This window comes from Streptomyces sp. NPDC093544, from assembly GCF_040683495.1.
Classification (GTDB): domain Bacteria; phylum Actinomycetota; class Actinomycetes; order Streptomycetales; family Streptomycetaceae; genus Streptomyces.
In genome coordinates, this window is record NZ_JBFBEA010000004.1 from 14,789 (window position 1) to 40,293 (window position 25,505).

The 25,505-nt window shown below is 69.4% G+C and carries 22 protein-coding genes and 1 pseudogene; 11 read left to right on the plus strand and 12 right to left on the minus strand.

The genetic code is table 11. From position 1 onward, the window contains the following. Nucleotides 1-81 precede the first annotated feature (81 nt). On the plus strand, nt 82-921 hold the full coding sequence (locus AB0N66_RS06275; protein ID WP_365429533.1) for a hypothetical protein: 840 nt from the start codon (nt 82-84) through the stop codon (nt 919-921). Nucleotides 922-964: 43 nt separating this feature from the next. Here AB0N66_RS06275 and AB0N66_RS06280 read toward each other — a convergent pair whose 3' ends face one another. After that, nucleotides 965-2,869 (minus strand): hypothetical protein, encoded by a 1,905-nt coding sequence (locus AB0N66_RS06280; protein ID WP_365429536.1) that lies wholly within the window; start codon nt 2,867-2,869, stop codon nt 965-967. A 343-nt stretch (nt 2,870-3,212) separates the two neighbouring features. Here AB0N66_RS06280 and radA point away from each other — a divergent pair, with 343 nt between their 5' ends. Further along, a complete protein-coding gene (radA, locus tag AB0N66_RS06285; protein WP_365429538.1) occupies nt 3,213-4,622 on the plus strand; it encodes a DNA repair protein RadA in 1,410 nt (469 codons plus the stop codon). A 68-nt stretch (nt 4,623-4,690) separates the two neighbouring features. After that, nucleotides 4,691-5,815: a DNA integrity scanning diadenylate cyclase DisA gene (gene disA / locus AB0N66_RS06290; RefSeq protein ID WP_365429541.1), complete on the plus strand. Its 1,125-nt coding sequence runs from the start codon at nt 4,691-4,693 to the stop codon at nt 5,813-5,815. 86 nt (nt 5,816-5,901) lie between these two features. Here the strand turns inward: disA and AB0N66_RS06295 are convergent, their stop codons facing one another. Next, on the minus strand, nt 5,902-6,732 hold the full coding sequence (locus AB0N66_RS06295; protein ID WP_365429544.1) for a hypothetical protein: 831 nt from the start codon (nt 6,730-6,732) through the stop codon (nt 5,902-5,904). Between the two features lie 400 nt (nt 6,733-7,132). On the opposite strand from AB0N66_RS06295, the gene AB0N66_RS06300 reads away from it, so the two are divergent. From AB0N66_RS06300 to cseC, 5 genes are all read left to right on the plus strand, one after another. Next, nucleotides 7,133-8,038, plus strand: a complete 906-nt coding sequence (locus AB0N66_RS06300) for an A/G-specific adenine glycosylase (RefSeq protein ID WP_365429547.1) — start codon at nt 7,133-7,135, stop codon at nt 8,036-8,038. Between the two features lie 222 nt (nt 8,039-8,260). After that, nucleotides 8,261-8,812 (plus strand): SigE family RNA polymerase sigma factor, encoded by a 552-nt coding sequence (locus AB0N66_RS06305; RefSeq protein WP_365429550.1) that lies wholly within the window; start codon nt 8,261-8,263, stop codon nt 8,810-8,812. Between the two features lie 74 nt (nt 8,813-8,886). Continuing rightward, nucleotides 8,887-9,504 (plus strand): hypothetical protein, encoded by a 618-nt coding sequence (locus AB0N66_RS06310; protein ID WP_365430218.1) that lies wholly within the window; start codon nt 8,887-8,889, stop codon nt 9,502-9,504. 54 nt (nt 9,505-9,558) lie between these two features. Next, nucleotides 9,559-10,275, plus strand: a complete 717-nt coding sequence (gene cseB / locus AB0N66_RS06315; protein ID WP_365429553.1) for a two-component system response regulator CseB — start codon at nt 9,559-9,561, stop codon at nt 10,273-10,275. Nucleotides 10,276-10,283: 8 nt separating this feature from the next. Next, nucleotides 10,284-11,714 (plus strand): two-component system sensor histidine kinase CseC, encoded by a 1,431-nt coding sequence (cseC, locus tag AB0N66_RS06320; protein WP_365429556.1) that lies wholly within the window; start codon nt 10,284-10,286, stop codon nt 11,712-11,714. A 351-nt stretch (nt 11,715-12,065) separates the two neighbouring features. Here the strand turns inward: cseC and AB0N66_RS06325 are convergent, their stop codons facing one another. Continuing rightward, entirely contained in the window at nt 12,066-13,655 is a 1,590-nt protein-coding gene (locus AB0N66_RS06325) for an MDR family MFS transporter (RefSeq protein WP_365429559.1), read from the minus strand. Between the two features lie 174 nt (nt 13,656-13,829). Between AB0N66_RS06325 and AB0N66_RS06330 the strand changes: the two genes are divergently transcribed. Next, nucleotides 13,830-14,426 carry a TetR/AcrR family transcriptional regulator gene (locus tag AB0N66_RS06330; RefSeq protein WP_365429562.1) on the plus strand — a complete coding sequence of 199 codons (597 nt, stop codon included), beginning with the start codon at nt 13,830-13,832 and terminating at the stop codon, nt 14,424-14,426. A gap of 22 nt (nt 14,427-14,448) precedes the next feature. Here AB0N66_RS06330 and AB0N66_RS06335 read toward each other — a convergent pair whose 3' ends face one another. Then, complete coding sequence (locus AB0N66_RS06335; RefSeq protein WP_365429565.1) at nt 14,449-15,093, minus strand: M23 family metallopeptidase; 645 nt, start codon at nt 15,091-15,093, stop codon at nt 14,449-14,451. Nucleotides 15,094-15,605: 512 nt separating this feature from the next. On the opposite strand from AB0N66_RS06335, the pseudogene AB0N66_RS06340 reads away from it, so the two are divergent. After that, nucleotides 15,606-16,907: pseudogene (locus AB0N66_RS06340) on the plus strand (NACHT domain-containing protein); the annotation flags it as partial. Between the two features lie 238 nt (nt 16,908-17,145). Here the strand turns inward: AB0N66_RS06340 and AB0N66_RS06345 are convergent. After that, a complete protein-coding gene (locus AB0N66_RS06345; RefSeq protein WP_365429568.1) occupies nt 17,146-19,677 on the minus strand; it encodes an ATP-dependent Clp protease ATP-binding subunit in 2,532 nt (843 codons plus the stop codon). Nucleotides 19,678-20,107: 430 nt separating this feature from the next. Here AB0N66_RS06345 and AB0N66_RS06350 point away from each other — a divergent pair, with 430 nt between their 5' ends. Continuing rightward, complete coding sequence (locus AB0N66_RS06350) at nt 20,108-20,806, plus strand: SCO3374 family protein (protein WP_365429571.1); 699 nt, start codon at nt 20,108-20,110, stop codon at nt 20,804-20,806. Here the strand turns inward: AB0N66_RS06350 and AB0N66_RS06355 are convergent. The 7 genes from AB0N66_RS06355 to nadC all read right to left on the minus strand — a co-directional run bounded on the left by AB0N66_RS06355 (nt 20,785) and on the right by nadC (nt 25,505). Beyond that, complete coding sequence (locus AB0N66_RS06355) at nt 20,785-21,120, minus strand: Lsr2 family protein (RefSeq protein WP_365429573.1); 336 nt, start codon at nt 21,118-21,120, stop codon at nt 20,785-20,787. The genes AB0N66_RS06350 and AB0N66_RS06355 overlap by 22 nt on opposite strands. Before the next feature lie 227 nt (nt 21,121-21,347). Then, nucleotides 21,348-21,923 carry an amino-acid N-acetyltransferase gene (locus AB0N66_RS06360; RefSeq protein ID WP_365429575.1) on the minus strand — a complete coding sequence of 192 codons (576 nt, stop codon included), beginning with the start codon at nt 21,921-21,923 and terminating at the stop codon, nt 21,348-21,350. 9 nt (nt 21,924-21,932) lie between these two features. After that, nucleotides 21,933-22,361 carry a BlaI/MecI/CopY family transcriptional regulator gene (locus tag AB0N66_RS06365; RefSeq protein WP_365429577.1) on the minus strand — a complete coding sequence of 143 codons (429 nt, stop codon included), beginning with the start codon at nt 22,359-22,361 and terminating at the stop codon, nt 21,933-21,935. A 128-nt stretch (nt 22,362-22,489) separates the two neighbouring features. Next, on the minus strand, nt 22,490-22,669 hold the full coding sequence (locus AB0N66_RS06370) for a hypothetical protein (RefSeq protein ID WP_365429579.1): 180 nt from the start codon (nt 22,667-22,669) through the stop codon (nt 22,490-22,492). Nucleotides 22,670-22,682: 13 nt separating this feature from the next. After that, nucleotides 22,683-23,282 (minus strand): hypothetical protein, encoded by a 600-nt coding sequence (locus AB0N66_RS06375; RefSeq protein WP_365430220.1) that lies wholly within the window; start codon nt 23,280-23,282, stop codon nt 22,683-22,685. A gap of 427 nt (nt 23,283-23,709) precedes the next feature. Beyond that, on the minus strand, nt 23,710-24,507 hold the full coding sequence (locus AB0N66_RS06380; RefSeq protein WP_365429581.1) for a type III pantothenate kinase: 798 nt from the start codon (nt 24,505-24,507) through the stop codon (nt 23,710-23,712). A gap of 5 nt (nt 24,508-24,512) precedes the next feature. Continuing rightward, the gene (gene nadC / locus AB0N66_RS06385; RefSeq protein ID WP_365429583.1) at nt 24,513-25,505 is read right to left on the minus strand and encodes a carboxylating nicotinate-nucleotide diphosphorylase; all 993 of its coding nucleotides are present in this window, start codon (nt 25,503-25,505) and stop codon (nt 24,513-24,515) included.

Sequence of the window (25,505 nt, forward strand, 5' to 3'; positions counted from 1 at the left end):
CATAACCCCTCGATAAAGGACGGTGGTCGGACGGCGGGTGGGACGTCCCCGGAGAGGGCTTGCGCGACTTACCCTGGACGAGTGCCAAAGACGAAAAAGGCGAAGCCCGACAAATCGGCCAAGGGTTCTTCGCAGGCGAAGGCCACCAAGTCCAAGAAGTCTCCGGGCAGGAGCGACGAGAAGGGGCTCGACTTCGCTCGCGCGTGGGTGGAGTTTCCGGATCCCGCCGACGGCGAGCAGGTCTTCCGGTGCGATCTGACCTGGCTGACCTCTCGCTGGAACTGCATCTTCGGAAGCGGCTGCCAGGGCATCCAGGCAGGCCGCGCCGACGACGGCTGCTGCACGCTCGGGGCCCATTTCTCGGACGAGGACGACGAGAAGCGGGTGGCCGGGCACGTGGCGAGACTCACGCCGGAGCTCTGGCAGCACCATGCCGTTGGGACGAAGACCGGCTGGGTCTCGGAGGACGAGGACGGCGAGCGGCAGACCCGCCCGTACAAGGGGTCCTGCATCTTCCAGAACCGCCCCGGCTTCGCGGGCGGCGCGGGCTGCTCGCTGCACATCCTCGCCGTGAAGGAGGGCCTCGAACCGCTGGAGACCAAGCCGGACGTCTGCTGGCAGCTGCCCGTACGACGGACGTACGAGTGGATCGACCGGCCCGACGACACCCGCGTGCTCCAGGTGTCCATCGGTGAGTACGACCGCCGCGGCTGGGGTCCGGGCGGCCACGACCTGCACTGGTGGTGCACGTCGGCGACCTCGGCGCACGGCGCGGGCGACCCGGTGTACGTCTCGTACCGCCCGGAGCTCGTCGAGCTGATGGGCAAGGAGGGGTACGACCGGCTGGTCGAGCTCTGCGAGGAGAGGCTGGCCTCGCAGCTGCCCCTGCTGGCTCCGCATCCGGCCGACCCGGTCCGCTGAGGTAATGGGGTACTGAGGTCCGGCGGACGCGGCGGACGCTGGTTTACGAGGACGGGCTCGGGTCGCCGCTGTCGCTGGGCGGCGGGGTCGAGCCCCCTGGATCGGACGGCGCCGAGTCCGTGGGCGTGGGCTCGGGGTCGGACGGAGTCGGGTCGCTGGGCGTGGGATCCGGGTCGGACGGGCTCGGGTCGCTCGGTGTGGGGTCGGGGTCGGACGGGCTCGGGTCGCTGGGGCGAGGGCCGGGGTGCTCGCCGCCGGGCCACCCGGGGTGGGTCGGGCGGGCGTTCCCGTACCCCCCGATCGTGACCAGGGCGCCCGCCGGTGCGATCGACACCCGCGCGCTCCAGGGGCCCACCGGCTCGCGAAGATGGTCGACGTACACCTTGATCGTCAACGATTCGCCGGGTTCGAGGGTTCCCGCCGACTGGCTCAGATAGAGCCAGTGGGCGCCGGTGTGCGCGGACCAGTGAACCGGTGAACTCCCGGACGCCGTCAGCGTGATGAGGGTCGTGTCGCCGCTGTTGCCGGCCGCCACGGAGAGCTGTCCGGCGCCCGGTGCCGGGCTGCTCCCGGGGGCGCTGATGACCTCCACGGAGACGTCGGGGGACTGGCTGCCCTTGGTGAAGGGGCTGTCGGGTTTGGTGCTGGCGTTGCCGGCGTTCTCGTAGCCGCCCGACCCGTCGCCGATGCCGTCGATCCCGTTGGCGCCCTGCTCCTCGGTCGCGATGGCCGAGCGGCCGTCCGCGCCCTCGCCGGTGAGGGGTGCGCCCCGGTAGGCCGCCCAGAGGGCGAGTACGGGGGCGGCGACGACGGTGGCGACGACGGTGGTCGTGACGGCACGCGCGCGTAGCCGGTCCCTTCGCGCGGCACGGTCCTTGGGGTCCATCGGGAAACCGCGCCGGTCGAAGCGCGGAGCGCCGCCCCGCGCGCGTGGGGCATGCACCATCGCGACGTGCAGGGCGGCGCGTGGGGCCTCCAGGACGGGAAGCGCTGCGGGTGTGACGCTGGTGCCGGGCCAGGAGCCGGCGACCGCGCGCTCGGCGGTACGGCGGCAGCGTGGGCAGTCGTCGACATGCCGGACCAGCTCCCGGCGCAGGGCGGTGCCGAGCACGAGCTGGTGGTCGCCGGTGAGCCGGGCGACGCTGGGGCAGGTGCCGGTCTCCACGACGGCGAGCGCGGCGCGGGTGCGTTCGACCTCGCAGGCGGCGGAGCCGAGCAGTTCACGCGCGGAGGCGAGGTCCATACCGAGGACGGCGGCGACCTCGTGGGCGGCGAGCTGGTGGCGTACGGCGAGTTCGAGTGCCTCGCGCTGCTCGGGGGTGGTGCCGGCGGCCTCCGGCCAGGCCAGCAGGGCGAGTTCGCGACGGCGGTGCGCCTGGGCCTCTTCGGATACGGCGGTGGCGGTGGCGGACGCCGAACCGGATGTGGATGCGGAGGCGGATGCGGGGGCGGGGGCGCTCAGGGCCTCTGCCGCGCGCCGGTCCGCGGCGTCCTTGTCCGTCGGCTTGTACGCCGTCTCCTGCGCCGTCCCGCGCGCGGTCTTGGGGTCGCTCTTTGGGGCGCCCTTGTGGCTCGCGCGCCCCCGGACGGAGGCGTGCGCCGCCTGGCGCGTGCGCTTCGTCTCGGCGAGTTTGCGCAGGCAGGCCCAGCGCACCAGCGCGTACAGCCAGGCCCTGCGGTCGCCCGCGGCCTCCGGGGCGCGCGTGCCCCGGCGTTCGGCCAGCGCGAGAACGTCGCCCAGGGCGGCGGTCGCCGCGTCGTGGTCGCACAGGACGGACAGGCAGTAGGTGAACAGGCCGTCCAGGTAGGGCTCGTAGCGCGCGGGTGGGCGCTGAGCCATGGTGGTGCGGGGCGACGCGCCACGGGGCGCGGCCGCCCGCTTGCGCGCGTCTCCGTGCGCCCGGTGTGCGCCGGTGGTGTGCGTGGAGGTCTCCGGGCTGCTGCTCATCACCCGTGCGACCGTAGGCGCCAATCGGTGGCCCCTTCCTCCCCCTTGAGTACATTTAATCCGTACGGGTGAAACGATCCCTCATTAGGGGGCAGGAAGCTCCGATTCCGTGGCCTACACCGTCACGGCGGGCGATGGCAATGCCATGCGGGGGGCGCGTGCCGGGCCTGTACAAGGCACGCGCCGGGCGAGACCGGGATGGGGACCAGACACGCGCCAGGCGACACCGGTATGGCGACCAGACACGCATCGACGACAGCGGGATAGCCACCAGGCACGCTTCGGGGCACCCCCGTGCACAGCGCCCGCCACGCTGTCAGTGGCCTCGGCTACGGTTCGGTTCATGGCTGCCCGTACGAAATCCGCGAAGGACCGACCGTCCTACCGCTGCACCGAGTGCGGCTGGCAGACGGCCAAATGGCTCGGCCGTTGCTCCGAGTGCCAGGCGTGGGGGACGGTCGAGGAGTACGGCGCGCCCCCTGTCCGTACGACGACACCGGGCCGGGTCACCACGTCCGCGGTACCCATCGGGCAGGTCGACGGCCGCCAGGCCACCGCACGCAGCACGGGTGTTCCCGAGCTGGACCGCGTCCTCGGCGGCGGTCTCGTCCCCGGCGCGGTCGTCCTCATCGCGGGCGAGCCGGGCGTCGGCAAGTCCACACTGCTGCTGGACGTGGCGGCGAAGGCGGCGAGCGACGAGCACCGCACCTTGTACGTGACAGGGGAGGAGTCGGCCGGTCAGGTGCGGCTCCGCGCCGACCGCATCAAAGCGATCGACGACCACCTGTACCTCGCCGCCGAGACCGATCTGGCCGCCGTTCTCGGTCACTTGGACGCGGTGAAGCCGTCCCTGCTCATCCTGGACTCCGTACAGACCATCGCCTCCCCGGAGATCGACGGCGCAGCGGGCGGCATGGCCCAGGTCCGGGAGGTCGCCGGTGCGCTCATCCGCGTCTCCAAGGAGCGCGGTATGTCCACCCTCCTCGTCGGCCATGTCACCAAGGACGGCGCGATCGCGGGGCCCCGTCTCCTCGAACACCTCGTGGACGTCGTCCTGAGCTTCGAGGGCGACCGGCACGCGCGCCTCAGGCTGGTCCGAGGGGTCAAGAACCGTTACGGGACGACGGACGAGGTCGGCTGCTTCGAACTGCACGACGAGGGCATCACGGGCCTTGCCGACCCCAGCGGCCTCTTCCTGACCCGTCGCGCGGAGCCGGTCCCCGGCACCTGCCTGACGGTCACCCTGGAAGGCCGCCGCCCCTTGGTGGCCGAGGTGCAGGCGCTCACGGTCGACTCGCAGATCCCCTCCCCCCGTCGTACGACATCCGGTCTGGAGACCTCCCGCGTCTCGATGATGCTCGCCGTCCTGGAGCAGCGTGGCCGGATCACCGCCCTGGGAAAGCGGGACATCTATTCGGCGACGGTCGGCGGTGTGAAGCTCTCCGAGCCCGCCGCGGACCTCGCGATCGCGCTCGCCCTCGCGTCCGCGGCGAGCGACACCCCGCTCCCCAAGAACCTCGTGGCGATCGGTGAAGTGGGGCTCGCGGGCGAGGTCAGACGGGTCACGGGCGTTCAGCGCCGGCTCGCGGAAGCCCACCGCCTCGGCTTCACGCACGCCCTCGTCCCGAGCGACCCGGGCAAGATCCCTCCCGGCATGAAGGTCCTGGAAGTGGCCGACATGGGGGCCGCGCTGAGCGTCCTCCCGCGCTCCCGTCGTCGAGAGGCCCCACGGGAGGAGGAAGCACGCCGGTAGACTTTGCCCTGGTCTTGCCCATCGTGACGAACTGAGGGCGACCGGAAACCCGCGACCGGAGGAGTGCAGTGGCAGCCAACGACCGGGCAGCAGCTCCCGGAAAGTCCGGCGGGAGCTCCGGTGCCGATGGCCTGATGCGCGCCGCCCTGAGCGCCGTGGCACCCGGCACGGCGCTGCGTGACGGACTCGAGCGGATCCTCCGCGGCAACACGGGCGGACTCATCGTGCTCGGCTGGGACAAAACCGTCGAATCGATGTGTACCGGCGGATTCGTCCTGGATGTCGAGTTCACCTCGACGCGCCTGCGCGAGCTGTGCAAGCTCGACGGCGGCATCGTGATCGACAAGGACATCACCAAGATCCTGCGGGCGGGCGTCCAGCTGGTGCCCGACCCGACCATCCCGACGGAGGAGACGGGCACGCGGCACCGCACCGCGGACCGGGTGAGCAAGGAGGTCGACTTCACGGTCGTCTCGGTCTCCCAGTCGATGCGCCTGATCGCCCTCTACGTGGACGGCCAGCGCCGCGTCCTCGAGGACTCCTCGGCGATCCTCTCCCGCGCCAACCAGGCCCTGGCGACCCTGGAGCGCTACAAGCTCCGCCTCGACGAGGTCGCGGGCACCCTGTCGGCCCTGGAGATCGAGGACCTGGTCACGGTCCGCGATGTCTCGGCGGTGGCCCAGCGCCTGGAGATGGTGCGCCGGATCGCCACCGAGATCGCCGAGTACGTGGTGGAGCTCGGCACCGACGGGCGCCTTCTCGCCCTCCAGCTCGACGAGTTGATCGCCGGCGTCGAGCCCGAGCGCGAACTCGTCGTGCGGGACTACGTGCCCGAGCCGACCGCCAAGCGTTCCCGTACGGTCGACGAGGCCCTCTTCGAGCTCAACGCACTCGCCCACGCCGAGCTGCTCGAACTCCCCACCGTGGCGCGGGCGCTGGGTTACACCGGCTCCCCCGAGGCGCTGGACTCCGCCGTCTCCCCGCGTGGCTACCGCCTGCTCGCCAAGGTGCCCCGCCTGCCCGGCGCGATCATCGACCGCCTGGTGGAGCACTTCGGGGGCCTGCAGAAGCTTCTCGCCGCCAGCGTCGACGACCTTCAGACCGTCGACGGTGTGGGTGAGGCGCGGGCGCGCAGTGTCCGGGAAGGTCTTTCGCGGCTGGCGGAGTCGTCGATTCTGGAGCGGTACGTCTGAGGTACCCGGCTGGTCCGGGTTGCCGGGTCGAGCTGCTGCTCAGGGGCCGCGCCTCCCGACGCGGCTCCGTCCGTGCCTAACGCCGTTCAGTCCTTGGAGAGTACGAACGACGTCTGCGCCTTGGTCAGTCCCGGCGCCTCCGCCTCCACCAAGTACGTGCCCGCCGTCGCCGAAATCGCGGGCGGCGTGGCGCACTCGGGAGCGCTGGCCTTGCGGTCCCACTCCACGGTGTGGGTCACCTGCCCGTTGGCCGCGACCCGGAAGAGGAGACTGCCGGAACCCGTCGGGCAGTCGCCGGAGGACCAGATGTCGTCGTCGCTCCCGGCCTGGGTGATCGTCAGGACGGCGTTCTTCGGGCCGAGGTCGAGCTTGCAGTCGCTGCCGGTCGAGTTCTTGGCGGTGAGCTCGAACGTGGGCTTCTCGCCAGGTGCGTAGGTGTTGCGCACGCTGCGCAGCGTCAACTTGACGGCGTTCGCGGTGCAGTTGGGGAGAGTGGAACCGGCCGGAAGCTGATCGGCCGAGCCTCCGGAGCCGTTGGAGCCGTCGTCGGCCCCGGTACCGTCGCTCCCACTCGAGTCCCCGGAACCGGCGGTGGAACCTGCACTGGAGCCGGAACCGGAACCGTCATCGGAGCCGTCGCCCGAACCGCTCCCACCCGTGCCGGCCGTCGACTCGTCGCGCCCGCCCGGGTTTTCACTGATCGCGGGGCCCGAGCCGGACGGGCCGGGAGTGATCGTCGAGGGCGCGGGATTCTTCCCGTTGGACCCGCCGCCGTTGTTCGACCCGCCGCCGCCTCCGTCGCCGACCACCCACACGGTCAGCAGCGCCAACAGCGCGAGCAGAGACAGCAGAACGGCCCTCCGACGCCAGTAGATGGTGGAGGGTAGCGGCCCGACCGGATTGCGCAGTGATCCCACGGCGCAAACTGTACGAGAGATCCGTCGCGGCGCTTGCCCCACCCGCCGCCCGGGGGCAACTTTTCCGGATCATCATCCCGGCGTATGCGCTTGTGCGGCAACGGGGTTGGGTTTTTTCGCCCCCTCCGCCCCTACCCGTCCCGTACCTGGGGGCTGCCGCCCCCAGACCCCCGCCATCGGCCTGAACGGCCTCGTCCTCAAACGCCGGACGGGCTGAAACCACGGCCCCCACGGGTGGGTGGGGGATCGGGATGGCACCGCCTCATCCTCAAACGCCGGACGGGCTGAAAGATCGGGCCGAAGACTCTCCGGCACCGGCAAGTACCGACCTGCGCCAACCCGGTACCCCTCACATGGCAGGATCGACTCCGCCATGACTGCACCCACCACACCCACACCCATGCCTCAGCCCACCGCCACCACTGCCGCCCCCGGCGAGACCCTGCACACGCCCGTCATCGCCTGGTTCGACGCGCACGCCCGTGATCTCCCGTGGCGTCGGCCGGACGCCGGTCCCTGGGGAGTGATGGTCAGCGAGTTCATGTTGCAGCAGACGCCGGTGAACCGTGTGCTGCCCGTGTACGAGCAGTGGCTGTCCCGCTGGCCCCGCCCCGCCGACCTGGCCAAGGAGCCTCCGGGCGAAGCGGTCCGCGCCTGGGGACGCCTCGGCTACCCCCGCCGCGCGCTGCGCCTGCACGGCGCCGCGGTGGCCATAACGGAACGGCACGGCGGCGACGTACCGGCGGAGCACGCGCAGCTGCTCGCGCTGCCCGGTATCGGCGAGTACACGGCGGCGGCGGTCGCGTCGTTCGCGTACGGCCGGCGTCACGCCGTACTGGACACGAACGTACGACGGGTCTTCGCGCGCGCGGTCACCGGCGTGCGGTACCCCCCGAACGCGACGACGGCGGCCGAGCGCAAGCTCGCCCGCGCGCTGCTGCCCGACAGTGAGCGGACCGCCTCCCGCTGGGCCGCCGCCTCCATGGAGCTGGGCGCGCTCGTCTGCACGGCGAAGAACGAGACCTGTGACCGCTGCCCGATCGCGGCGCGGTGTGCGTGGCGGCTGGCGGGCAAGCCCGAGCACGAGGGTCCGCCGCGGCGCGGCCAGACGTACGCCGGTACCGACCGCCAGGTCCGCGGCAAGCTTCTCGCCGTACTCAGGGAGGCCGTCGCCCCGGTCCCGCAGTCCGTCCTGGACCGCGTGTGGGACGAGCCGGTGCAGCGGGCCCGCGCCCTCGACGGCCTCGTCGCCGACGGGCTCGTGGAACCGCTGCCGGGCGGTATGTATCAGCTCCCCTTGACGTAACTGACCTCGCCGACGCGGCAAAACAATTACAACCGGGACATAACTGAACCCCGCCTTACTCACCTCCTACATCCGTTACACAACCGACGGACAGCCGAGCGTTCTCCGCGTGCTGGCTCGGACAGCCCCGTGACAACTGCTCCGTAGCTTCATCTCAGGCAACGGACAACCGGCTACCAGCGACAGCTGGTAGGTCGGAAACGGGGATGGAGGCGGTTGATCATGGCGCACGGCGAGGTGCTCGAATTCGAGGAGTACGTCCGCACTCGGCAGGACGCGCTGTTGCGCAGTGCCCGCCGCCTGGTCCCCGACCCTGTCGACGCGCAGGACCTGCTACAGACCGCGCTGGTGCGGACGTACGGCCGCTGGGACGGCATCGCGGACAAGCGGCTGGCCGATGCCTACCTGCGGCGCGTGATGATCAACACGCGGACCGAGTGGTGGCGGGCCCGGAAGCTCGAAGAGGTACCGACCGAGCAGCTTCCGGACGCCTGCGTCGACGACTCCACCGAGCAGCACGCGGACCGCGCGCTGCTGATGGACATCATGAAGGTGCTGGCTCCCAAGCAGCGCAGCGTCGTGGTGCTGCGACACTGGGAGCAGATGTCCACGGAGGAGACGGCCGCCGCCCTCGGCATGTCGGCCGGTACGGTCAAGAGCACGCTGCACCGGGCGCTGGCCCGGCTCCGCGAGGAGCTGGAGAACCGGGACTATGAGGAGCGCGGCGCACGCGCGCTCGAAGCGAGTGAGGGGCGGGAGCGTTGCGCGGCGTAGAAAACCGGGCCGGGCAGGTCGGACAGGCCGGCTCAGCCCGGCCGGTCGGCTCAGCCCGACAGGCCCGGCAAGCTTTGAAGGCGGGGAGTGCGGCAGCGGTCGCGCTCGCCGCCCTCGGCCTTTCCCTGACCGGCTGCGCGACGGGCGGCACCGGCGCCCGCGACGAGGGCCCGGCGGGCAGCGAGGCGGCGGTGCCCAGCACCGCGCAGACACCCGCCGCCTCCGCCACGAAGGCGCCCCAGCGCGTGGACGCGGTCAAGCTCGTCCAGGACGACCCGGAGGTCAGCCCGGCGGTCAAGAGCGGCCTGAAGCCGTGCGTCGCCGACGAGTACCCGGTCGACGTGTCGTACGGCAAACTGACCGGCGGATCCGCCAACGACATCGTGGTCAATGTGATGACCTGCGCCGATGCCGTCGGCGTCGGCTCGTACGTGTACCGCGAGAAGGACGGCAGGTACGAGAACGTCTTCAAGGCCGAGGAGCCTCCGGTCTACGCCGAGATCGACCGGGGTGACCTGGTGGTCACCCAGCAGCTGTACGCCAAGGGCGACCCGATGTCGTACCCCTCCAGCGAAGAAGTGATCACCTACGCCTGGTCGGCGACCCACTTCGCCGAGGAGTCCCGGATCCACAACGACTACAGCAAAGCGGTGGGCGGCGCGGAAGCGCCCAGCACCGCGGCCGCGAACTGAGAACAAGGGATGGCAGAGCCTCGGATGGCAGAGCAGCGGATGTCGGAACATCGGATGACAGAGCAGACCCACGTCCTGTTCGTCGAGGACGACGACGTCATCCGGGAGGCCACACAACTCGCGCTGGAGCGGGACGGCTTCGCGGTCACCGCGATGCCCGACGGCCTGTCGGGCCTGGAGGCGTTCCGCGCGAACCGCCCCGACATCGCGCTCCTGGACGTCATGGTGCCCGGCCTGGACGGCGTCAGTCTGTGCCGTCGTATCCGCGACGAGTCGACCGTCCCCGTGATCATGCTGTCCGCGCGCGCCGACTCGATCGACGTCGTCCTGGGGTTGGAGGCAGGCGCCGACGACTACGTGACCAAGCCGTTCGACGGCGCTGTCCTGGTCGCCCGCATCCGCGCGGTGCTGCGCCGCTTCGGGCACGCGAGCGGTCCGGCGAACAGCGCGGCCACGGAGGGGCATTCGTCGGTCGACGGCAGTGTGCTCTCCTTCGGCCACGGCGATCTGGAGATCGACACCGAGGGCATGGAGGTCCGCAGGGGCGGTACGCCGGTGGCGCTGACGCCCACCGAGATGCGGCTGCTTCTGGAGTTCTCGTCGACGCCGGGCACGGTCCTGAGCCGCGACAAGCTGCTCGAACGCGTGTGGGACTACGGCTGGGGCGGTGACACCCGCGTCGTCGACGTCCATGTGCAGCGGCTGCGTACGAAGATCGGCCAGGACCGGATCGAGACGGTCCGCGGCTTCGGCTACAAGTTGAAGGCCTGAGCAGGGGTATGCGGGCGATATTCAGCCGCCGGGTTCTGGAGAGAACGGCCGGGGCCACGAACAACGGCGCGGGCGTCCAGACCGGCATCCAATCCGGCGTCCAGAGCGGCGTCCAGAGCGGCATCCGATCCGGCATCAGGACCGGCATCCGGACCGGCGTCCGGTGGAAGCTCAGCGCCGCGATCGCGCTCGTCGGTGCGCTGGTCGCGATCGCGCTGAGCCTGGTCGTGCACAACGCGGCGCAGGTGTCGATGCTCGACAACTCCCGCGATCTGGCGGACGAGCGCCTCCAGGTCGCGCAGCGCATGTACGAGTCGGGGCGGACGCTGGCCTTCGGGGTCGAGGTCGACGACCCGTCCATCCCGGCGGCCCTGCTGGAGAAGGTCACGCAGGGGCGGCGGGCGACCTACGTGTCCGACGGCCCCAGCGGCGTGCCGGACATCTGGGCCGCCGTGCCGCTCAAGGACGGCCGCGTCCTCTCCCTCCACACCGGTTTCACCGACCGCAACAGCGACGTCATGACCGACCTCGACCAGGCGCTGCTCATCGGCTCGATCGCGGTCGTCTTCGGCGGCAGCGCGCTCGGGGTGCTCATCGGCGGCCAGTTGTCGCACCGGCTGCGCAAGGCCGCCGCCGCGGCGAACCAGGTCGCCTCGGGCGACACCGACGTCCGGGTGGGGGACTCCATCGGCGGGTTCCTGCGCGACGAGACCGACGACCTCGCACGGGCGGTGGACGCCATGGCGGACACGCTCCAGCAGCGCATCGAGGCCGAGCGCCGGGTGACCGCCGACATCGCGCACGAGCTGCGTACGCCGGTGACGGGGCTGCTGACCGCGGCGGAACTGCTGCCCCCCGGCCGCCCGACCGAGCTCGTCCGCGACCGCGCCCAGGCGATGCGCACCCTCGTCGAGGACGTCCTGGAGGTCGCGCGGCTCGACGGCGCCTCCGAGCGTGCCGAGTTGCAGGACATCCTGCTCGGCGAGTTCGTGTCACGTCGGGTGACGGCCAAGGACCCGGACATCGACGTACGCGTCGTGCACGAGTCGCACGTCACGACGGACCCGCGCCGCCTGGAGCGCGTCCTGTTCAACCTGCTCGCCAACGCGGCACGGCACGGCAAGCCGCCGGTCCAGGTGACGGTCGAGGGCCGCGTCATCCGCGTACGCGATCACGGTCCCGGCTTCCCGGCGGCACTCCTCGTCGACGGCCCGCGCCGCTTCCGCACAGGCAGCCCCGACCGCGCGGGCTACGGCCACGGCCTCGGCCTCACGATCGCGGCAGGCCAGGCCCGAGTACTCGGCGCCCGACTGACCTTCCGCAACGTCCTGCCCCCCGGCGCCCCGGAAGACGTCCCCGCCGAGGGCGCGGTCGCCGTCCTATGGCTACCGGAACACGCACCGACGAACACGGGAAGCTACCCGATGCTGCCGGACTAGAGCCCTTCAGCCCGTCCGGAGCTGGAGATCTTTCGACACGTCCGGGGCTGGAGATCCTTCAGCCCGTCCGGCGTCCGAGGCCGAGCCGATGCCATCCCGATCCCCCACCCACCCGAGAGGGCGGCACTCTTCACCCCCGGCCGGGGGAGATCCTTCAGCCCGTCCGGCGCTTGAGGACGAGGCCGTCCAGGCCGACAGCGGGAGTCTGGGGGCGGCAGCCCCCAGGAGCAAGGGACGGGTAGGGGCGGAGGGGGCGAAAAAACTCACGCCCCAGCCCCGTACACGTACAACCGAAGACCCCCGGGGCGGACAACGCCGGGGGTCGTCGGACCAAGGTGAAGTGGACGCGACTCAGACGGTCTCCGCAACCGTCAGCTTCGCCCCCGCGGCGTCCCCAGCCGCATCCTCCTCGGCCGACTTCGGCGCCCCCGCCCCCTTCAGCGGAACCTCCTTCACGAACAGCGCGGCCACCAGCGCGACCACAGCCACCACCGCCCCCAGCAGGAACGCGGAGTGCGTCCCGGAGGACACCGCGTACTGATACGCCTCCCGTACCGGCGGCGGCAGCTTCGCCAGGCTCGCCGCGTCGAGCTGCGCGGACTGCTCAGTCACCTGCGACCCGAGCGCCCCGCCCCGCTCGACCATCGCGTCCGTCACCCGCTGATTGAACAGCGCACCCATGATCGCGACACCGAAGGAGGAGCCGAGCGTACGGGCGAGGGTGCTCGTCGAGGACGCCACACCCATGTCCTTCATCTCGACGCTGTTCTGCGCGACCAGCATGGTGATCTGCATCAGGCAGCCCATGCCGGCGCCGACCACGGCCATGTACACCCCGGACGTCAGCCGGGTCGTCTCGGTGTCCATCTGCGAGAGCAGGAACAGCCCGACCGTCATGAGCGCACCGCCGACGAGCGGAAAGACCTTGTAGCGGCCGGTGTTGGTGGTGACCCGCCCGGCCACCATCGAGGTGACGAGCATCGCGCCGAGCATCGGCAGGAGCAGCAGCCCGGAGTTGGTCGCGGACGCGCCCTGCACCGCCTGCTGGTACAGCGGAAGGAAGAGCGTCGCACCGAACATCACGAAACCGGTGATGAAGGCGATGATCGACATGAGGGTGAAGTTGCGGCTGCGGAAGATGTGCAGCGGTACGACCGGCGCGACGGCCTTGGTCTGCACGAAGACGAACCCGACGAGCGCGACGACGCCGATGGCGATGAGCTCCATGATCCGCGCCGAGCCCCAGGGGTACTCGCTGCCGCCCCAGGTGGTGACGAGCACGATGGACGTGATGCCCACGGTCAGCAGCCCGGCGCCCAGATAGTCGATCCGTCCCTCCACCCGCTTCTTCGGCAGGTGCAGTACGGCGCTGATCGCGATGAGTGCGACGACGCCGAGCGGCAGGTTGATGTAGAAGGACCAGCGCCAGCCCCAGTGGTCGGTGATGGTGCCGCCGACTAGCGGTCCGGCGATCATGGCGAGCGCCATCACGCCGGCCATCATGCCCTGGTACTTGCCACGCTCACGCGGCGGAATGAGGTCCCCGATGATCGCCATGACGCCGACCATCAGACCACCGGCGCCGAGCCCCTGAATCGCGCGGAACCCGATCAACTGCCCCATGTCCTGGGCCATACCGCTCAGCGCGGACCCGATCAGGAAGATCACGATCGAGGTCATGAAGGCGCCCTTGCGCCCGTACATGTCGCCGAGCTTGCCCCAGATGGGGGTGGAGGCCGCGGTCGCGAGGGTGTACGCCGTCACCACCCACGACAGGTGTTCAAGTCCTCCCAGCTCGCCCACGATCGTCGGCATCGCGGTGCCCACGATCATGTTGTCGAGCATCGCCAGCATCATCGCGACCATCAGCGCGAACAGGACCACGCGCACACTGCGTGGCTGTTTCTCGGGCTCTGCCACCACTCCGGTGTTGTCCGCCATCGTTCCCACTCCCCTAGGTACAGCTGCCGTCCCCGGCTACTTACTTGCCGACCGGCAAGTGTTGACTACACTAGGGAAATTAGACCGCCAACTAGCCGGTCGTCAAGTAAGTTTATCCGGGCTTTACCAGCCGGGCGACGGATAAGTTTCCAAGGGCGCGCGAGGACCAGGAGAATGGGCGGCACCATGGACGGCACCAAGCGACAGCGCCGCGGGGACACCCGCCAGCGCATCCAGGACGTGGCCCTCGAACTCTTCTCCGAGCAGGGCTATGAGAAGACCTCGCTGCGCGAGATCGCCGAGCACCTCGACGTCACGAAGGCCGCCCTCTACTACCACTTCAAGACCAAGGAAGAGATCCTCATCAGCCTCTTCCAGGACCTGACGCGACCGCTCGACGAGCTGATCGAGTGGGCCGGGCAGCAGCCACGCACCCTGGAGACCAAGCAGGAGGTCCTGCGCCGCTACAGCGAAGCCCTCGGCGGCGCCGCCCCGCTCTTCCGCTTCATGCAGGAGAACCAGGCGACGGTACGGGAGCTGAGCATCGGCGAGACCTTCAAGGACCGCATGATCAGCATGCTCGAAATCATCAAGGAGCCCGAGGCACCGCTGACTGACCAGGTCCGCTGCATCAGCGCGCTCTTCACGATGCACGCCGGGATGTTCGTCCTCAAGGAGATCGAAGGCGACCCCGAGGCCAAGCGCAAGGCGGTCCTGGAGGTCGCGATCGATCTGGTGACGCAGGCGCACGGGGGCGCTGCCGCTTCATGAGCAGCTCTCCCCGGGGGCCTTTTCAGACAGTCACGCCCTTGGAGCGCAGGAAGGCGACGGGGTCGACGGCGGACCCGTAGTTGGCGGTCGTACGGATCTCGAAGTGCAGGTGGGGTCCGCTGGAGTTGCCGGTGTTGCCGGACAACGCGATGCGCTGACCCGTGGCGACGACCTGGCCGACCTTCACGTTGACCTTCGACAGGTGGGCGTACTGCGAGTAGGTGCCGTTGCCGTGCTTGATGACGATGGCATTGCCGTACGCGGACCCGTCACCGGCGCCATTCGCACCGGCCTTGACGACGGTACCGCCGTGCGCGGCGACGACCTGGGTCCCGCTGGCCACGGCGAAGTCCTGCCCGGAGTGGGTGGACGTCCACATGGCGCCGGCCTGGGCGAAGCCGGCGGACAGCGTGTACTTCTTCACCGGGTCGACCCAGGCGGCCTTCGTCGCGGCCTTCGTGGCCACCTTCGCCTTCGTGGCCACCTTCGCCTTCGTGGCCGCCTTCGCCTTCGTGACGCTCGCCGCGGTGACGGTTCCGCTGCTTGTGGCGGCAGCCGCGACCCCGGCACCGAGCACGACCGAGGCGCCGAGACCGACGGCCAGGACGGCCGCCCGCGTGCGGATCAGGGACGTACGGGAGTGACGGGACGTGACGCGCTTCGACATGGGGACCTCACGGAGACGGGGACAGAAAGCCCACCCGACGCGGAGACACCCGCCGGATGGACCACCCCTTGGTAACCCCCACACCCACAGACGCCCAAACACGCGATCTACGATGAAAGGTCGTACTTGAGACCGAAACTTACCGGTTCTTGACAGACTCGCCATCCCGGTGTGAATCTTCCGTATTTTTTCCCGAAAAGGGGGTTTAACTCCACCTAGGACGATCCCACTCCACGGGAATGGCCACACCCACCCACCCCCGCCCAAGGCGCCGGAAGCGCCACCGGACCCCTGGACCAAAGGTCCGTTTTGTCCAAATACATCTCTCCACTATGCGCCCTAGTAACGGACAAATCGCCTGTGCGTCATGTCACCGGGTACCGCGACCCTGGCCCACGGAAATGTGACGGAGCCTACGCTCAGGCATGCCTGATTCGGCACATGTTCCAGCAGTCGGCAGCCGTCGCTGAACTGCGCCTACCAACCGCCCACCATGCCCTCGGGGGAGCGCCATGGAACCAACAACGGTCGGCATCCGACTCGCCTCAAGCGTGGCCACCCCGCTCGTCAAGAAGCTCTTCGTGACGGACGGCCCAGGTGCCTGGCTGGTCGAGAAGCCCGTGCGGATCTCGGGGTTCGTCTCCTTCAAGGGCGAGAAGCGAACCCTCGGAGAGAAGGAACTGGCCAAACTTTCAGCCGAGTTGGTCACCAGAGCCCTCCGCACCGGCGAACGCCCGCTCCCCTCCGACGAGGAGCAAGCCGTCGTACACGCCCTGGCCGGCACCCTGTACGCCCTCGGCGACCTCACCATGACCGACGTACAGGCCGTGGAACTCGGCCACGAGGCCCTCGCCCTGCGCCTGCGAGCCGCGAGCGGCAATCCCGACCGGGACCTCTCCTTCGACGCGACGCTCTTCTACGAACGGATCCTCGACGCGGCCTGCCTGCACATCCTGCACTTCTTCACGCAGCGCTCGGCCTTCGTGGCCCGCACGCTCGTCGAGCAGAGCAGGAGGCAGAGCGAACTCATCGCCAAGGTCGATGAGTTGATCGCCCGGACGCCGTTACCCGGAGGCACTGACCTCGCCTTCGAACAGCGCTATCTCGCCTACGTCGCCACCCGGCACAGCCGCCTCACCATCTACGGCATCGACCTCGTCAACTCCCCCGAACGCTGGCCCCTGGACGCCGCCTACCTGAGCCTCCAGGCCGTACACACCACGCAGGACACCGAGGCGAACAGTGCGGACGGCCCGCACATCGCCCCCGCCGTCTCCAACCTCCCCGCCGAACAGGCCCTCGCCGAACAGGACTTGGTACTGCTGCGCGGAGTGGCCGGCTCCGGCAAGACCACGCTCGTGCAGTGGCTTGCCGTGACGGCGGCCCGAGGCGAGCGGGACGACCGGATCCCGTTCGTACTGCCCCTGCGCACGCTTGTCCGCCGCTCCGACGGACTCCCGGCGCCCGACGGTTTCCTCTCCGCCGTCGGCGTCCCCTTCCACGCCACCCAGCCGGACGGCTGGGTCGACCGCGTGCTCGGCGCGGGGCGCGGACTGCTCCTCATCGACGGCATCGACGAGATCCCCGAGCGCGACCGCGAGCGAACCCGCCGCTGGCTGCGCGAACTGCTGGACGTCTATCCCGGCAACCAGTGGCTGGTGACGTCACGCCCGTCGGCCGTACGCGAGGACTGGCTCACCCCCGACGGCTTCACCGAACTCACCCTCTCCCCCATGAGCCGCGACGACGTGGCCGCGTTCATCCGCCGCTGGCACTCGGCAGCCCGTCTCGACGCCTCGGACACCGACCGCCTCGTGGGGACCGAGGACCTGTCCCGAGTCCCTGCCCTCTTTCCGGGTCTGCGTCGGGTCACGATCGTCCTCACCCCGGAAGCGGCCGAAGTACCGGAAGACGTCCTCGATCTCTTCCCGTGCACCCCCACCGTCACAAAGATGGGCAGCGTGATCTGACCGCAGCCGCCACATGGAAAAGGGGCTGCCCCAGAACCGAAGTCCCAGGCCAGCCCCTCCGTTCAGGCGAGCGCCGTAGCGCCTACGCCTCCTTGCTCAGGTTGGGACCGGCGGCCCCACCCGCGGCCTGCTCGATCGGCGGGACGTCGGGGAGCGCGGACTTCTCCTCGCCGCGGAAGGTGAACTTCTTCGCGTCACCCTCGCCCTCCGTGTCGACGACCACGATCTGGCCGGGGCGCAGTTCGCCGAAGAGGATCTTCTCGGAGAGGAGGTCCTCGATCTCGCGCTGGATCGTCCGGCGCAGCGGCCGGGCGCCCATGACGGGGTCGTAACCCTTCTTCGCGAGGAGCGACTTGGCGGTCGGGCTGAGCTCAAGGCCCATGTCCCGGTCCTTCAGCCGCTCATCCACCTTGGCGACCATGAGGTCGACGATCTGGATGATGTCTTCCTCGGTGAGCTGGTGGAAGACCACCGTGTCGTCGACACGGTTCAGGAACTCGGGGCGGAAGTGCTGCTTCAGCTCCTCGTTGACCTTGGCCTTCATCCGGTCGTAGTTGGACTTGACGTCACCCACTGCCGCGAAGCCGAGGTTGAAGCCCTTGGAGATGTCCCGGGTGCCGAGGTTGGTCGTCATGATGATGACCGTGTTCTTGAAGTCCACGACCCGGCCCTGGGAGTCGGTCAGACGACCGTCCTCCAGGATCTGGAGAAGCGAGTTGAAGATGTCCGGGTGAGCCTTTTCGACCTCGTCGAAGAGAACCACCGAGAACGGCTTCCGACGCACCTTCTCCGTCAGCTGGCCACCCTCTTCGTAGCCCACGTAACCGGGGGGCGAACCGAAGAGACGCGACACCGTGTGCTTCTCGCTGAACTCCGACATGTCGAGGGAGATCAGCGCGTCCTCGTCACCGAAGAGGAACTCCGCGAGGGTCTTCGACAGCTCGGTCTTACCGACACCCGAGGGGCCGGCGAAGATGAACGAACCACCGGGACGCTTCGGGTCCTTGAGACCCGCTCGCGTACGACGGATCGCCTGCGAGAGCGCCTTGATGGCGTCCTTCTGGCCGATGACCCGCTTGTGGAGCTCGTCCTCCATGCGCAGCAGACGCGAGGACTCCTCCTCGGTGAGCTTGAAGACCGGGATACCCGTGGCCGTGGCCAGCACCTCGGCGATCAGCTCGCCGTCGACCTCGGCGACGACGTCCATGTCGCCGGCCTTCCACTCCTTCTCCCGCTTGGCCTTGGCGGCCAGGAGCTGCTTCTCCTTGTCGCGGAGGGAGGCGGCCTTCTCGAAGTCCTGCGAATCGATCGCGGACTCCTTGTCGCGACGCACGCCCGCGATCTTCTCGTCGAACTCGCGGAGGTCCGGCGGAGCGGTCATCCGGCGGATGCGCATCCGGGAACCGGCCTCGTCGATCAGGTCGATCGCCTTGTCGGGGAGGAAGCGGTCCGAGATGTAGCGGTCCGCGAGCGTCGCGGCCTGCACCAGAGCCTCGTCCGTGATGGAGACGCGGTGGTGGGCCTCGTAGCGGTCCCGCAGGCCCTTGAGGATCTCGATCGTGTGAGGGAGGGAAGGCTCCGCCACCTGGATCGGCTGGAAGCGGCGCTCGAGGGCCGCGTCCTTCTCGAGGTGCTTGCGGTACTCGTCCAGAGTCGTCGCACCGATGGTCTGCAGCTCGCCACGGGCCAGCATCGGCTTCAGGATCGAAGCCGCGTCGATGGCGCCCTCGGCGGCACCCGCACCGACCAGCGTGTGCAGCTCGTCGATGAACAGGATGATGTCGCCGCGGGTGCGGATCTCCTTGAGCACCTTCTTGAGGCGCTCCTCGAAGTCTCCGCGGTAGCGGGAGCCGGCGACCAGTGCGCCGAGGTCCAGGGTGTAGAGGTGCTTGTCCTTGAGGGTCTCGGGCACCTCGCCCTTGACGATGGCCTGGGCGAGGCCCTCGACGACGGCGGTCTTGCCGACGCCGGGCTCACCGATCAGGACCGGGTTGTTCTTCGTACGACGGGACAGCACCTGCATGACCCGCTCGATCTCCTTCTCGCGCCCGATGACCGGGTCGAGCTTGGACTCACGAGCGGCCTGGGTGAGATTCCGGCCGAACTGGTCGAGGACCAGGGACGTCGAGGGAGTGCCCTCGGCAGGACCGCCACTGGCGCCGGCGGTCTCCTTGCCCTGGTAGCCGGAGAGCAGCTGAATGACCTGCTGCCGCACCCGGTTGAGGTCTGCGCCCAGCTTGACCAGGACCTGGGCGGCGACGCCCTCGCCCTCACGGATCAGGCCGAGCAGGATGTGCTCCGTGCCGATGTAGTTGTGGCCCAGCTGAAGAGCCTCGCGGAGCGAAAGCTCCAGGACCTTCTTGGCACGGGGGGTGAAGGGAATGTGCCCGGACGGGGCCTGCTGACCCTGCCCGATGATCTCCTCCACCTGCTGGCGGACCGCCTCGAGCGAAATCCCGAGGCTCTCCAGGGCCTTAGCGGCGACACCCTCACCCTCATGGATCAGGCCCAGGAGGATGTGCTCGGTGCCGATGTAGTTGTGGTTGAGCATCCGGGCTTCTTCCTGAGCCAGGACGACAACCCGCCGCGCGCGGTCGGTGAACCTCTCGAACATCGTTAATCGCTCCTCAGAGCGGTCAGGCAGTAAGGGGACGCTCCCCTCCCTGTCCTTCCGCAGCTTAGTCCCGCAAGCAGGGACCGCTCATTCCAACTGCCGACACCGTCCTTGGCCTCCTGACCCCGAACGCCGACATCTGCTCCAACCTGATGGTGCGAGACGATGTTCCCGCAGGCCAGGCAGATACCCTCTCCCGCTGTACGCCGATGGCGAACGTGAGATGCCCGAGCCATGCGTGTCGGCCCTCCCACTAGGGATGTCTTACCCGCACGCACTGACACTCCATGCCGCGCGCGCCGGTTCCCTCCGCTACGGGCGAACACCCTTGCGCCGTCGATCACCCCCGCACGCCCCCATTTCCCGCACTCTGTGCATTCATCGGAACACCCAGCGTAACTCCGGAGCCTTTCCGGCTGTTGCTCTTGGCATGATTCCCACCGTTCCCCACCCCCGCCGACCGCTCGATCCGAGTAATCCGAGCGATCCGGTGCGGCAGTGGTATGAGAACGAACTTGGCTGGGCGACAGTGCCCGGGGCCCCGTTACGGCTCGTCACCGGCCTGCGCTTCGACGTGCTGGACGTGCCGGCGGAGGCGGGATACGCGGCGCTGCGGCACCTGGGCCCGGGGTCTCCGGTGGCACTTCACAGCGGGCACGGAGCACGTGGCGAGCGGATGCGGTTCCTGGTCGCCGCGGGGAGCGCGGACGAGGTGCCGGGGCTGCTCGACTGGCTGGAGTGGGGCGCCCTCACGCTGGACCTCGGGGCGATCGGCGCGGGCGGGAGCATCGAGGCACCACGGCCACCGGGGATGCCGGGGGCCGCACGGCTACCGGGGATGCCGCGGGTTTCACCGCCGTCGGGCCTGGGTTCTTCACAGGGGGCGGGTTCACCAGGTGACGGTTCACTGGTGACCAGTCCACAGGGGGCCGCTGTCTGGCTGCGGCCCCCCGAGCCTGGGTGCGAGGTCGAGTCCTCGCTGCCGACGATGTCGGCGCTGCCGGCACTTGCGGCCGTGGGGGGCGGTGGGGGCGCCCCCGATCTCGTACGACTCGTCGACACGATGGCGACGCAATGCCACCGGGTACGGCTGCGGCGCGCGTGCGCTCAGCCGTTGGCCTTCTCGTAGGCCTCACGAATGGCCGCGGGAACTCGGCCACGGTCATTGACCTCGAAGCCGTTCTCCTTCGCCCACGCGCGGATCTGCGCGGTGTCCTGGCTGCCGCCGGAAGCGACGCGCGCCTTTCCGCGTGCACCCGAAGCGCGACCCCCGGTACGGCGGCCACCCTTCACGTAGGCGTCGAGAAGGCCACGGAGCTTGTCCGCATTGGCAGTCGTGAGATCGATTTCGTACGTCTTGCCGTCCAACGCGAACGTGACGGTCTCGTCCGCCTCGCCACCGTCGAGGTCGTCGACAAGAAGGACCTGAACCTTCTGTGCCACCGGATTTCCTTTCATCGATAACTTCAGAGCCGAGGGACTACAGCGTCTGCCGCTGTTTCACGGCCCCTGTTATATGCAGTACTGCAGTACGTCGGAAAGCAAACCGCTTTTGCTGGAAAAACACAAACCCCTGGAGGAGACTCATGGGACACCGGCAGACCGGAAACGTGCGCGTTTCGGACATAGGGAACCTGGGCAGGGCGTTCAACCGAAATAGTTGTGGGCGATCACAGATGCAGAAGCATCCGGCTGTTGCCCAAGGTGTTCGGTTTCACTCGTTCGAGACCGAGGAACTCCGCCACGCCCTCGTCATAGGAACGCAGTAGCTCGGCGTAGACATCGGTGTCAACGGGTGTCTCACCGATCTCCACGAAGCCGTGCTTCGCGAAGAAGTCGACTTCGAAGGTCAGACAGAAAACGCGTCGAACGCCGAGCCAGCGCGCGGTCTGCAGCAACTTCTCCAGCAACTGATGACCGACGCCGACGCCCTTGACCGCGGGGTTCACGGCAAGAGTGCGGACTTCCGCGAGGTCTTCCCACATCACATGCAGCGCACCACAGCCGACGACCTCAGAACTCGAGCCGGCGCCCCGTTCCGCGACCCAGAACTCCTGGATGTCCTCGTAAAGCGTCACCGTCGCTTTGTCGAGCAGGATGCGCTCTCGGACGTTCGCGTCAAGGAGTCGGCGCACGGCGGCGACATCGCTGGTCCTGGCCCGCCGGACGGTGATGGCTTTTGCACTGGCTTCGGGACGCTCTGACGGAAGCTTCGCCGGAAGCTCCGCGGGATGCTCTGCTGGCATGAGCGGACGCTATCGCCCGCTGTCGTCGCGGTCGGAGCCGGGGTTCTCGCCGGGCGGGTTCTCCGCCCCCGGCGTTTCCGGCCCTTGGACCATACGTACGGCGTCGCGCAGCGCATGTCCCTGTTCCTCGCTCATCATGCCGAAGAACGCGACGAGAGCGGCGGCCGGGTTGTCACTCTGTGACCAGGCCTCGTTCATGAGCGCGGCCGCGTAGGCGGCACGCGTGGAGACCGCCTCATATCGATAGGCACGGCCTTCGGCTTCCCGGCGCACCCAGCCCTTCTGATGGAGATTGTCCAAAACGGTCATCACCGTGGTGTAGGCGATGGACCGTTCCTGCTGAAGGTCTTCCAGGACTTCTCGAACGGTCACCGGGCGGTTCCACTTCCACACCCGCGTCATGACCGCGTCTTCGAGTTCTCCCAATGGGCGAGGCACAGCTCAGAACAATAGTGGGAGATCAGCAACAAAAAGGGCGTACGACTCGAAAAACGTATGAGTCGTACGCCGATGAGTGTCCCGGGAGGGCCGAGTGCCCAGCCCTCGCCGGTCTCCGTCAGTCCCTGTCAGTCCTCGGTGTCCCGTGAGACCTGCCGGGCGCTCTCCGCGCGCGCGAGGGTGGCGTCGACAAACGCGTCCTCCTTGGCCTTGTTGGCCCCGCCCTGGCTCTTCACGATCGTCACGATCAGCCCGATGAAGAACACGGCCATCACTACCGGGGGCACGAGCGCGGAGACATAGTCCATGCCTCCAGAGTAGCTAGCCCGCAGCGAGCTGTTGAGGGGGGTTCGTCGGTGACGGTGCGGGCTTGCGCTTCGGGGGGAAGACCTCGCCCGGGGTGGGGATGGGGCGCTCCGGGCGCGGTGTCTTGACGGGAGGCCGCGACTGCGGCTGTGCGGCCGGCTTTTCCACGGGCTTCTTGACCCCTTCGTCGGAGGCCAGACCGCCGGGGAGGGCGAGGAGGCGGGTGCGGGACGACGGAACGGTGCGGCCGGCCAGGCGGGCGCGTACGTCCTGCTCGGCGAGCACCCGGCAGCGGTCCAGGAGGGTGGCGGCGGAGGGGTTGCCGCGCAGGGCGCGGAGCGCGGCGAGGTCGTCGGGGTTCGGGCGGTAGCCGTTGCCGAGCGCCTCTTCCAGGAGCAGGAGGTAGCCGGCCGCGGTGCCGGGCAGCGCAGCCCGGTAGCGGGCGAGGTCGGCCACCAGGAAGGCCCGGAGCCTGGCCCCCTCGCGGGCCGCCTCGTCGACGGACTCGGCGAGGCGGAGACAGTCCTGGAGGTCCTCGGCCGAGACGGGGCTGGGGTGAAGGGCGAGGGCGAGAGCGCGACGGAGCACACGCAGCTCCTCCGCACCGAACGCCATGCCGCCGCGGGATCCGTATGGCGTGGGCATGCGCCGACGATACGCGCTAATCAGACAAAACGCGCATAGGGCGCGAATGCGGCGCGCCTCCCCGGGGCCATCTCCAGCCCGTCCGGCGTTTGAGGACGAGGCGGCGCCGTCCCGATCCCTCGCCCACCCGAGAGGGCGGCACTCTTCAGCCCCGGCCAGGGGAGATCCTTCAGCCCGTCCGGCGTCCGAGGCCGAGCCGATGCCATCCCGATCCCCCACCCACCCGAGAGGGCGGCACTCTTCACCCCCGGCCGGGGGAGATCCTTCAGCCCGTCCGGCGCTTGAGGACGAGGCCGTCCAGGCCGACAGCGGGAGTCTGGGGGCGGCAGCCCCCAGGGACAAGGGACGGGTAGGGGCGGAGGGGGCGAAAAACCCGGCAGCGGCTCAGCCGCAGGCGCTACGTACGCGACACGTTCCGCTCGTACACCAACCGCAGCCCGATCAGCGTCAGCCACGGCTCGTGCTCGTCGATGACCGACGCCTCGCCGAGAACCATCGGCGCCAGGCCGCCCGTGGCGATGACGGTGACGTCGTCGGGGTCGTCGGCGAGCTCGCGGGCCATGCGCGTGACCACACCGTCGACCTGGCCGGCGAACCCGTAGATGATGCCCGACTGCATGGCCTCGACGGTGTTCTTGCCGATGACGGTCCGCGGCCGGGCGATCTCGATCTTGCGGAGCTGGGCGCCCTTGACGCCGAGGGCCTCGACGGAGATCTCGATGCCCGGAGCGATCACACCACCCGCGTACTCGCCGCGCGCGGACACCGCGTCGAACGTCGTCGCCGTACCGAAGTCCACGACGATCGCCGGCCCCCCGTAGAGCTCGACCGCCGCCACCGCGTTGATGATGCGGTCGGCGCCGACCTCCTTGGGGTTGTCCATCAGGATCGGGACGCCGGTCTTGATGCCGGGTTCGACCAGCACGGCGGGCACGTCGCCGTAGTAGCGGCGCGTCACCTCGCGCAGCTCGTGCAGCACGGACGGGACCGTGGAGCAGATGGCGATGCCGTCGATGCCGTCGCCGAGCTCCTCGCCAAGGAGCGGGTGCATGCCCATCAGGCCCTGGAGGAGCACGGCGAGCTCGTCGGCGGTGCGGCGGGCGTCCGTGGAGATGCGCCAGTGCTCGACGATCTCCTCCCCGTCGAAGAGGCCGAGGACGGTGTGCGTGTTGCCGACGTCGATCGTGAGCAGCATGGGTCCTACGCCGCCTCGTCCGTCGACGCCTCGCGCAGGTCGAGGCCGATGTCCAGGATCGGCGAGGAGTGCGTGAGAGCGCCCACCGCCAGGAAATCGACGCCGGTCTTGGCATACGCCTCGGCGTTGCCGAGGGTGAGGCGGCCCGAGGCCTCCAGGAGTGCGCGGCCGTCGACGAGGGCGACGGCCTCCTCGCACTCGCCGGGCGTGAAGTTGTCCAGAAGGATCAGGTCGGCGCCCGAGTCCAGGACCTCGCGCAGCTGTTGCAGGGTGTCGACCTCGACCTCGATCGGCACTTCGGGGAAGGCCTCGCGTACGGCCTTGAAGGCCTGCGCCACGCCGCCCGCGGCGACCACGTGGTTGTCCTTGACCAGCGCCGCGTCCGAGAGGGACATGCGGTGGTTGACGCCGCCGCCGCAGCGCACCGCGAACTTCTCCAGGGAGCGCAGGCCCGGCGTCGTCTTGCGGGTGTCACGCACGCGGGTCTCGGTGCCCTCCAGAGCGTCCGCCCACGCGCGCGTGGCGGTCGCGATGCCGGAGAGGCGGCACAGCAGGTTCAGCGCGCTGCGCTCGGCCGTCAGGAGGTCACGGGTGAGCGTGGTGACGGACAAAAGCTTCTGGCCCGCCTCCACCCGGTCGCCGTCCTCGACATGCCGCTCGACCGCGAACTCGTCCGTGCAGACCACGGAGATGACCGCCTCGGCCACCCGCAGGCCCGCGACGACGCCCGCGTCACGGGCGACGAAGTCGGCGGTGGAGACGGCGTCCTCAGGGATGGTCGCGACGGTCGTCACGTCCACGCCGTGGTCGAGGTCCTCCTGGATGGCCACGTTCGCGATGTCCTCGACCTCCAGGGAGTCGAGTCCCGCCTCGGCGAGGAGCTGCGCGAGCGCGGGGTCGAGGCCGCACTCCAGGTACGTCTCGTCCGCGTCGGCGCCACAGCCGCAGCCGTCGCCGCAGCCGCCGCTCTGGACGAGGGGAAGGTCGGGGGTGCTCAC

What these genes read in the sequence shown, in the direction of transcription:
- AB0N66_RS06345 (WP_365429568.1), bottom strand. Translation starts at nt 19,677, where the DNA reads ATGTTCGAGAGGTTCACCGACCGCGCGCGGCGGGTTGTCGTCCTGGCT.
- AB0N66_RS06335 (WP_365429565.1), bottom strand. Translation starts at nt 15,093, where the DNA reads ATGTCGAAGCGCGTCACGTCCCGTCACTCCCGTACGTCCCTGATCCGC.
- radA (WP_365429538.1), top strand. Translation starts at nt 3,213, where the DNA reads ATGGCTGCCCGTACGAAATCCGCGAAGGACCGACCGTCCTACCGCTGC.
- cseB (WP_365429553.1), top strand. Translation starts at nt 9,559, where the DNA reads ATGACAGAGCAGACCCACGTCCTGTTCGTCGAGGACGACGACGTCATC.
- AB0N66_RS06370 (WP_365429579.1), bottom strand. Translation starts at nt 22,669, where the DNA reads ATGGACTATGTCTCCGCGCTCGTGCCCCCGGTAGTGATGGCCGTGTTC.
- AB0N66_RS06360 (WP_365429575.1), bottom strand. Translation starts at nt 21,923, where the DNA reads ATGCCAGCAGAGCATCCCGCGGAGCTTCCGGCGAAGCTTCCGTCAGAG.
- AB0N66_RS06305 (WP_365429550.1), top strand. Translation starts at nt 8,261, where the DNA reads ATGGCGCACGGCGAGGTGCTCGAATTCGAGGAGTACGTCCGCACTCGG.
- AB0N66_RS06325 (WP_365429559.1), bottom strand. Translation starts at nt 13,655, where the DNA reads ATGGCGGACAACACCGGAGTGGTGGCAGAGCCCGAGAAACAGCCACGC.
- cseC (WP_365429556.1), top strand. Translation starts at nt 10,284, where the DNA reads ATGCGGGCGATATTCAGCCGCCGGGTTCTGGAGAGAACGGCCGGGGCC.
- AB0N66_RS06280 (WP_365429536.1), bottom strand. Translation starts at nt 2,869, where the DNA reads ATGAGCAGCAGCCCGGAGACCTCCACGCACACCACCGGCGCACACCGG.
- AB0N66_RS06300 (WP_365429547.1), top strand. Translation starts at nt 7,133, where the DNA reads ATGCCTCAGCCCACCGCCACCACTGCCGCCCCCGGCGAGACCCTGCAC.
- AB0N66_RS06330 (WP_365429562.1), top strand. Translation starts at nt 13,830, where the DNA reads ATGGGCGGCACCATGGACGGCACCAAGCGACAGCGCCGCGGGGACACC.
- AB0N66_RS06375 (WP_365430220.1), bottom strand. Translation starts at nt 23,282, where the DNA reads ATGGCGTTCGGTGCGGAGGAGCTGCGTGTGCTCCGTCGCGCTCTCGCC.
- AB0N66_RS06350 (WP_365429571.1), top strand. Translation starts at nt 20,108, where the DNA reads ATGATTCCCACCGTTCCCCACCCCCGCCGACCGCTCGATCCGAGTAAT.
- AB0N66_RS06380 (WP_365429581.1), bottom strand. Translation starts at nt 24,507, where the DNA reads ATGCTGCTCACGATCGACGTCGGCAACACGCACACCGTCCTCGGCCTC.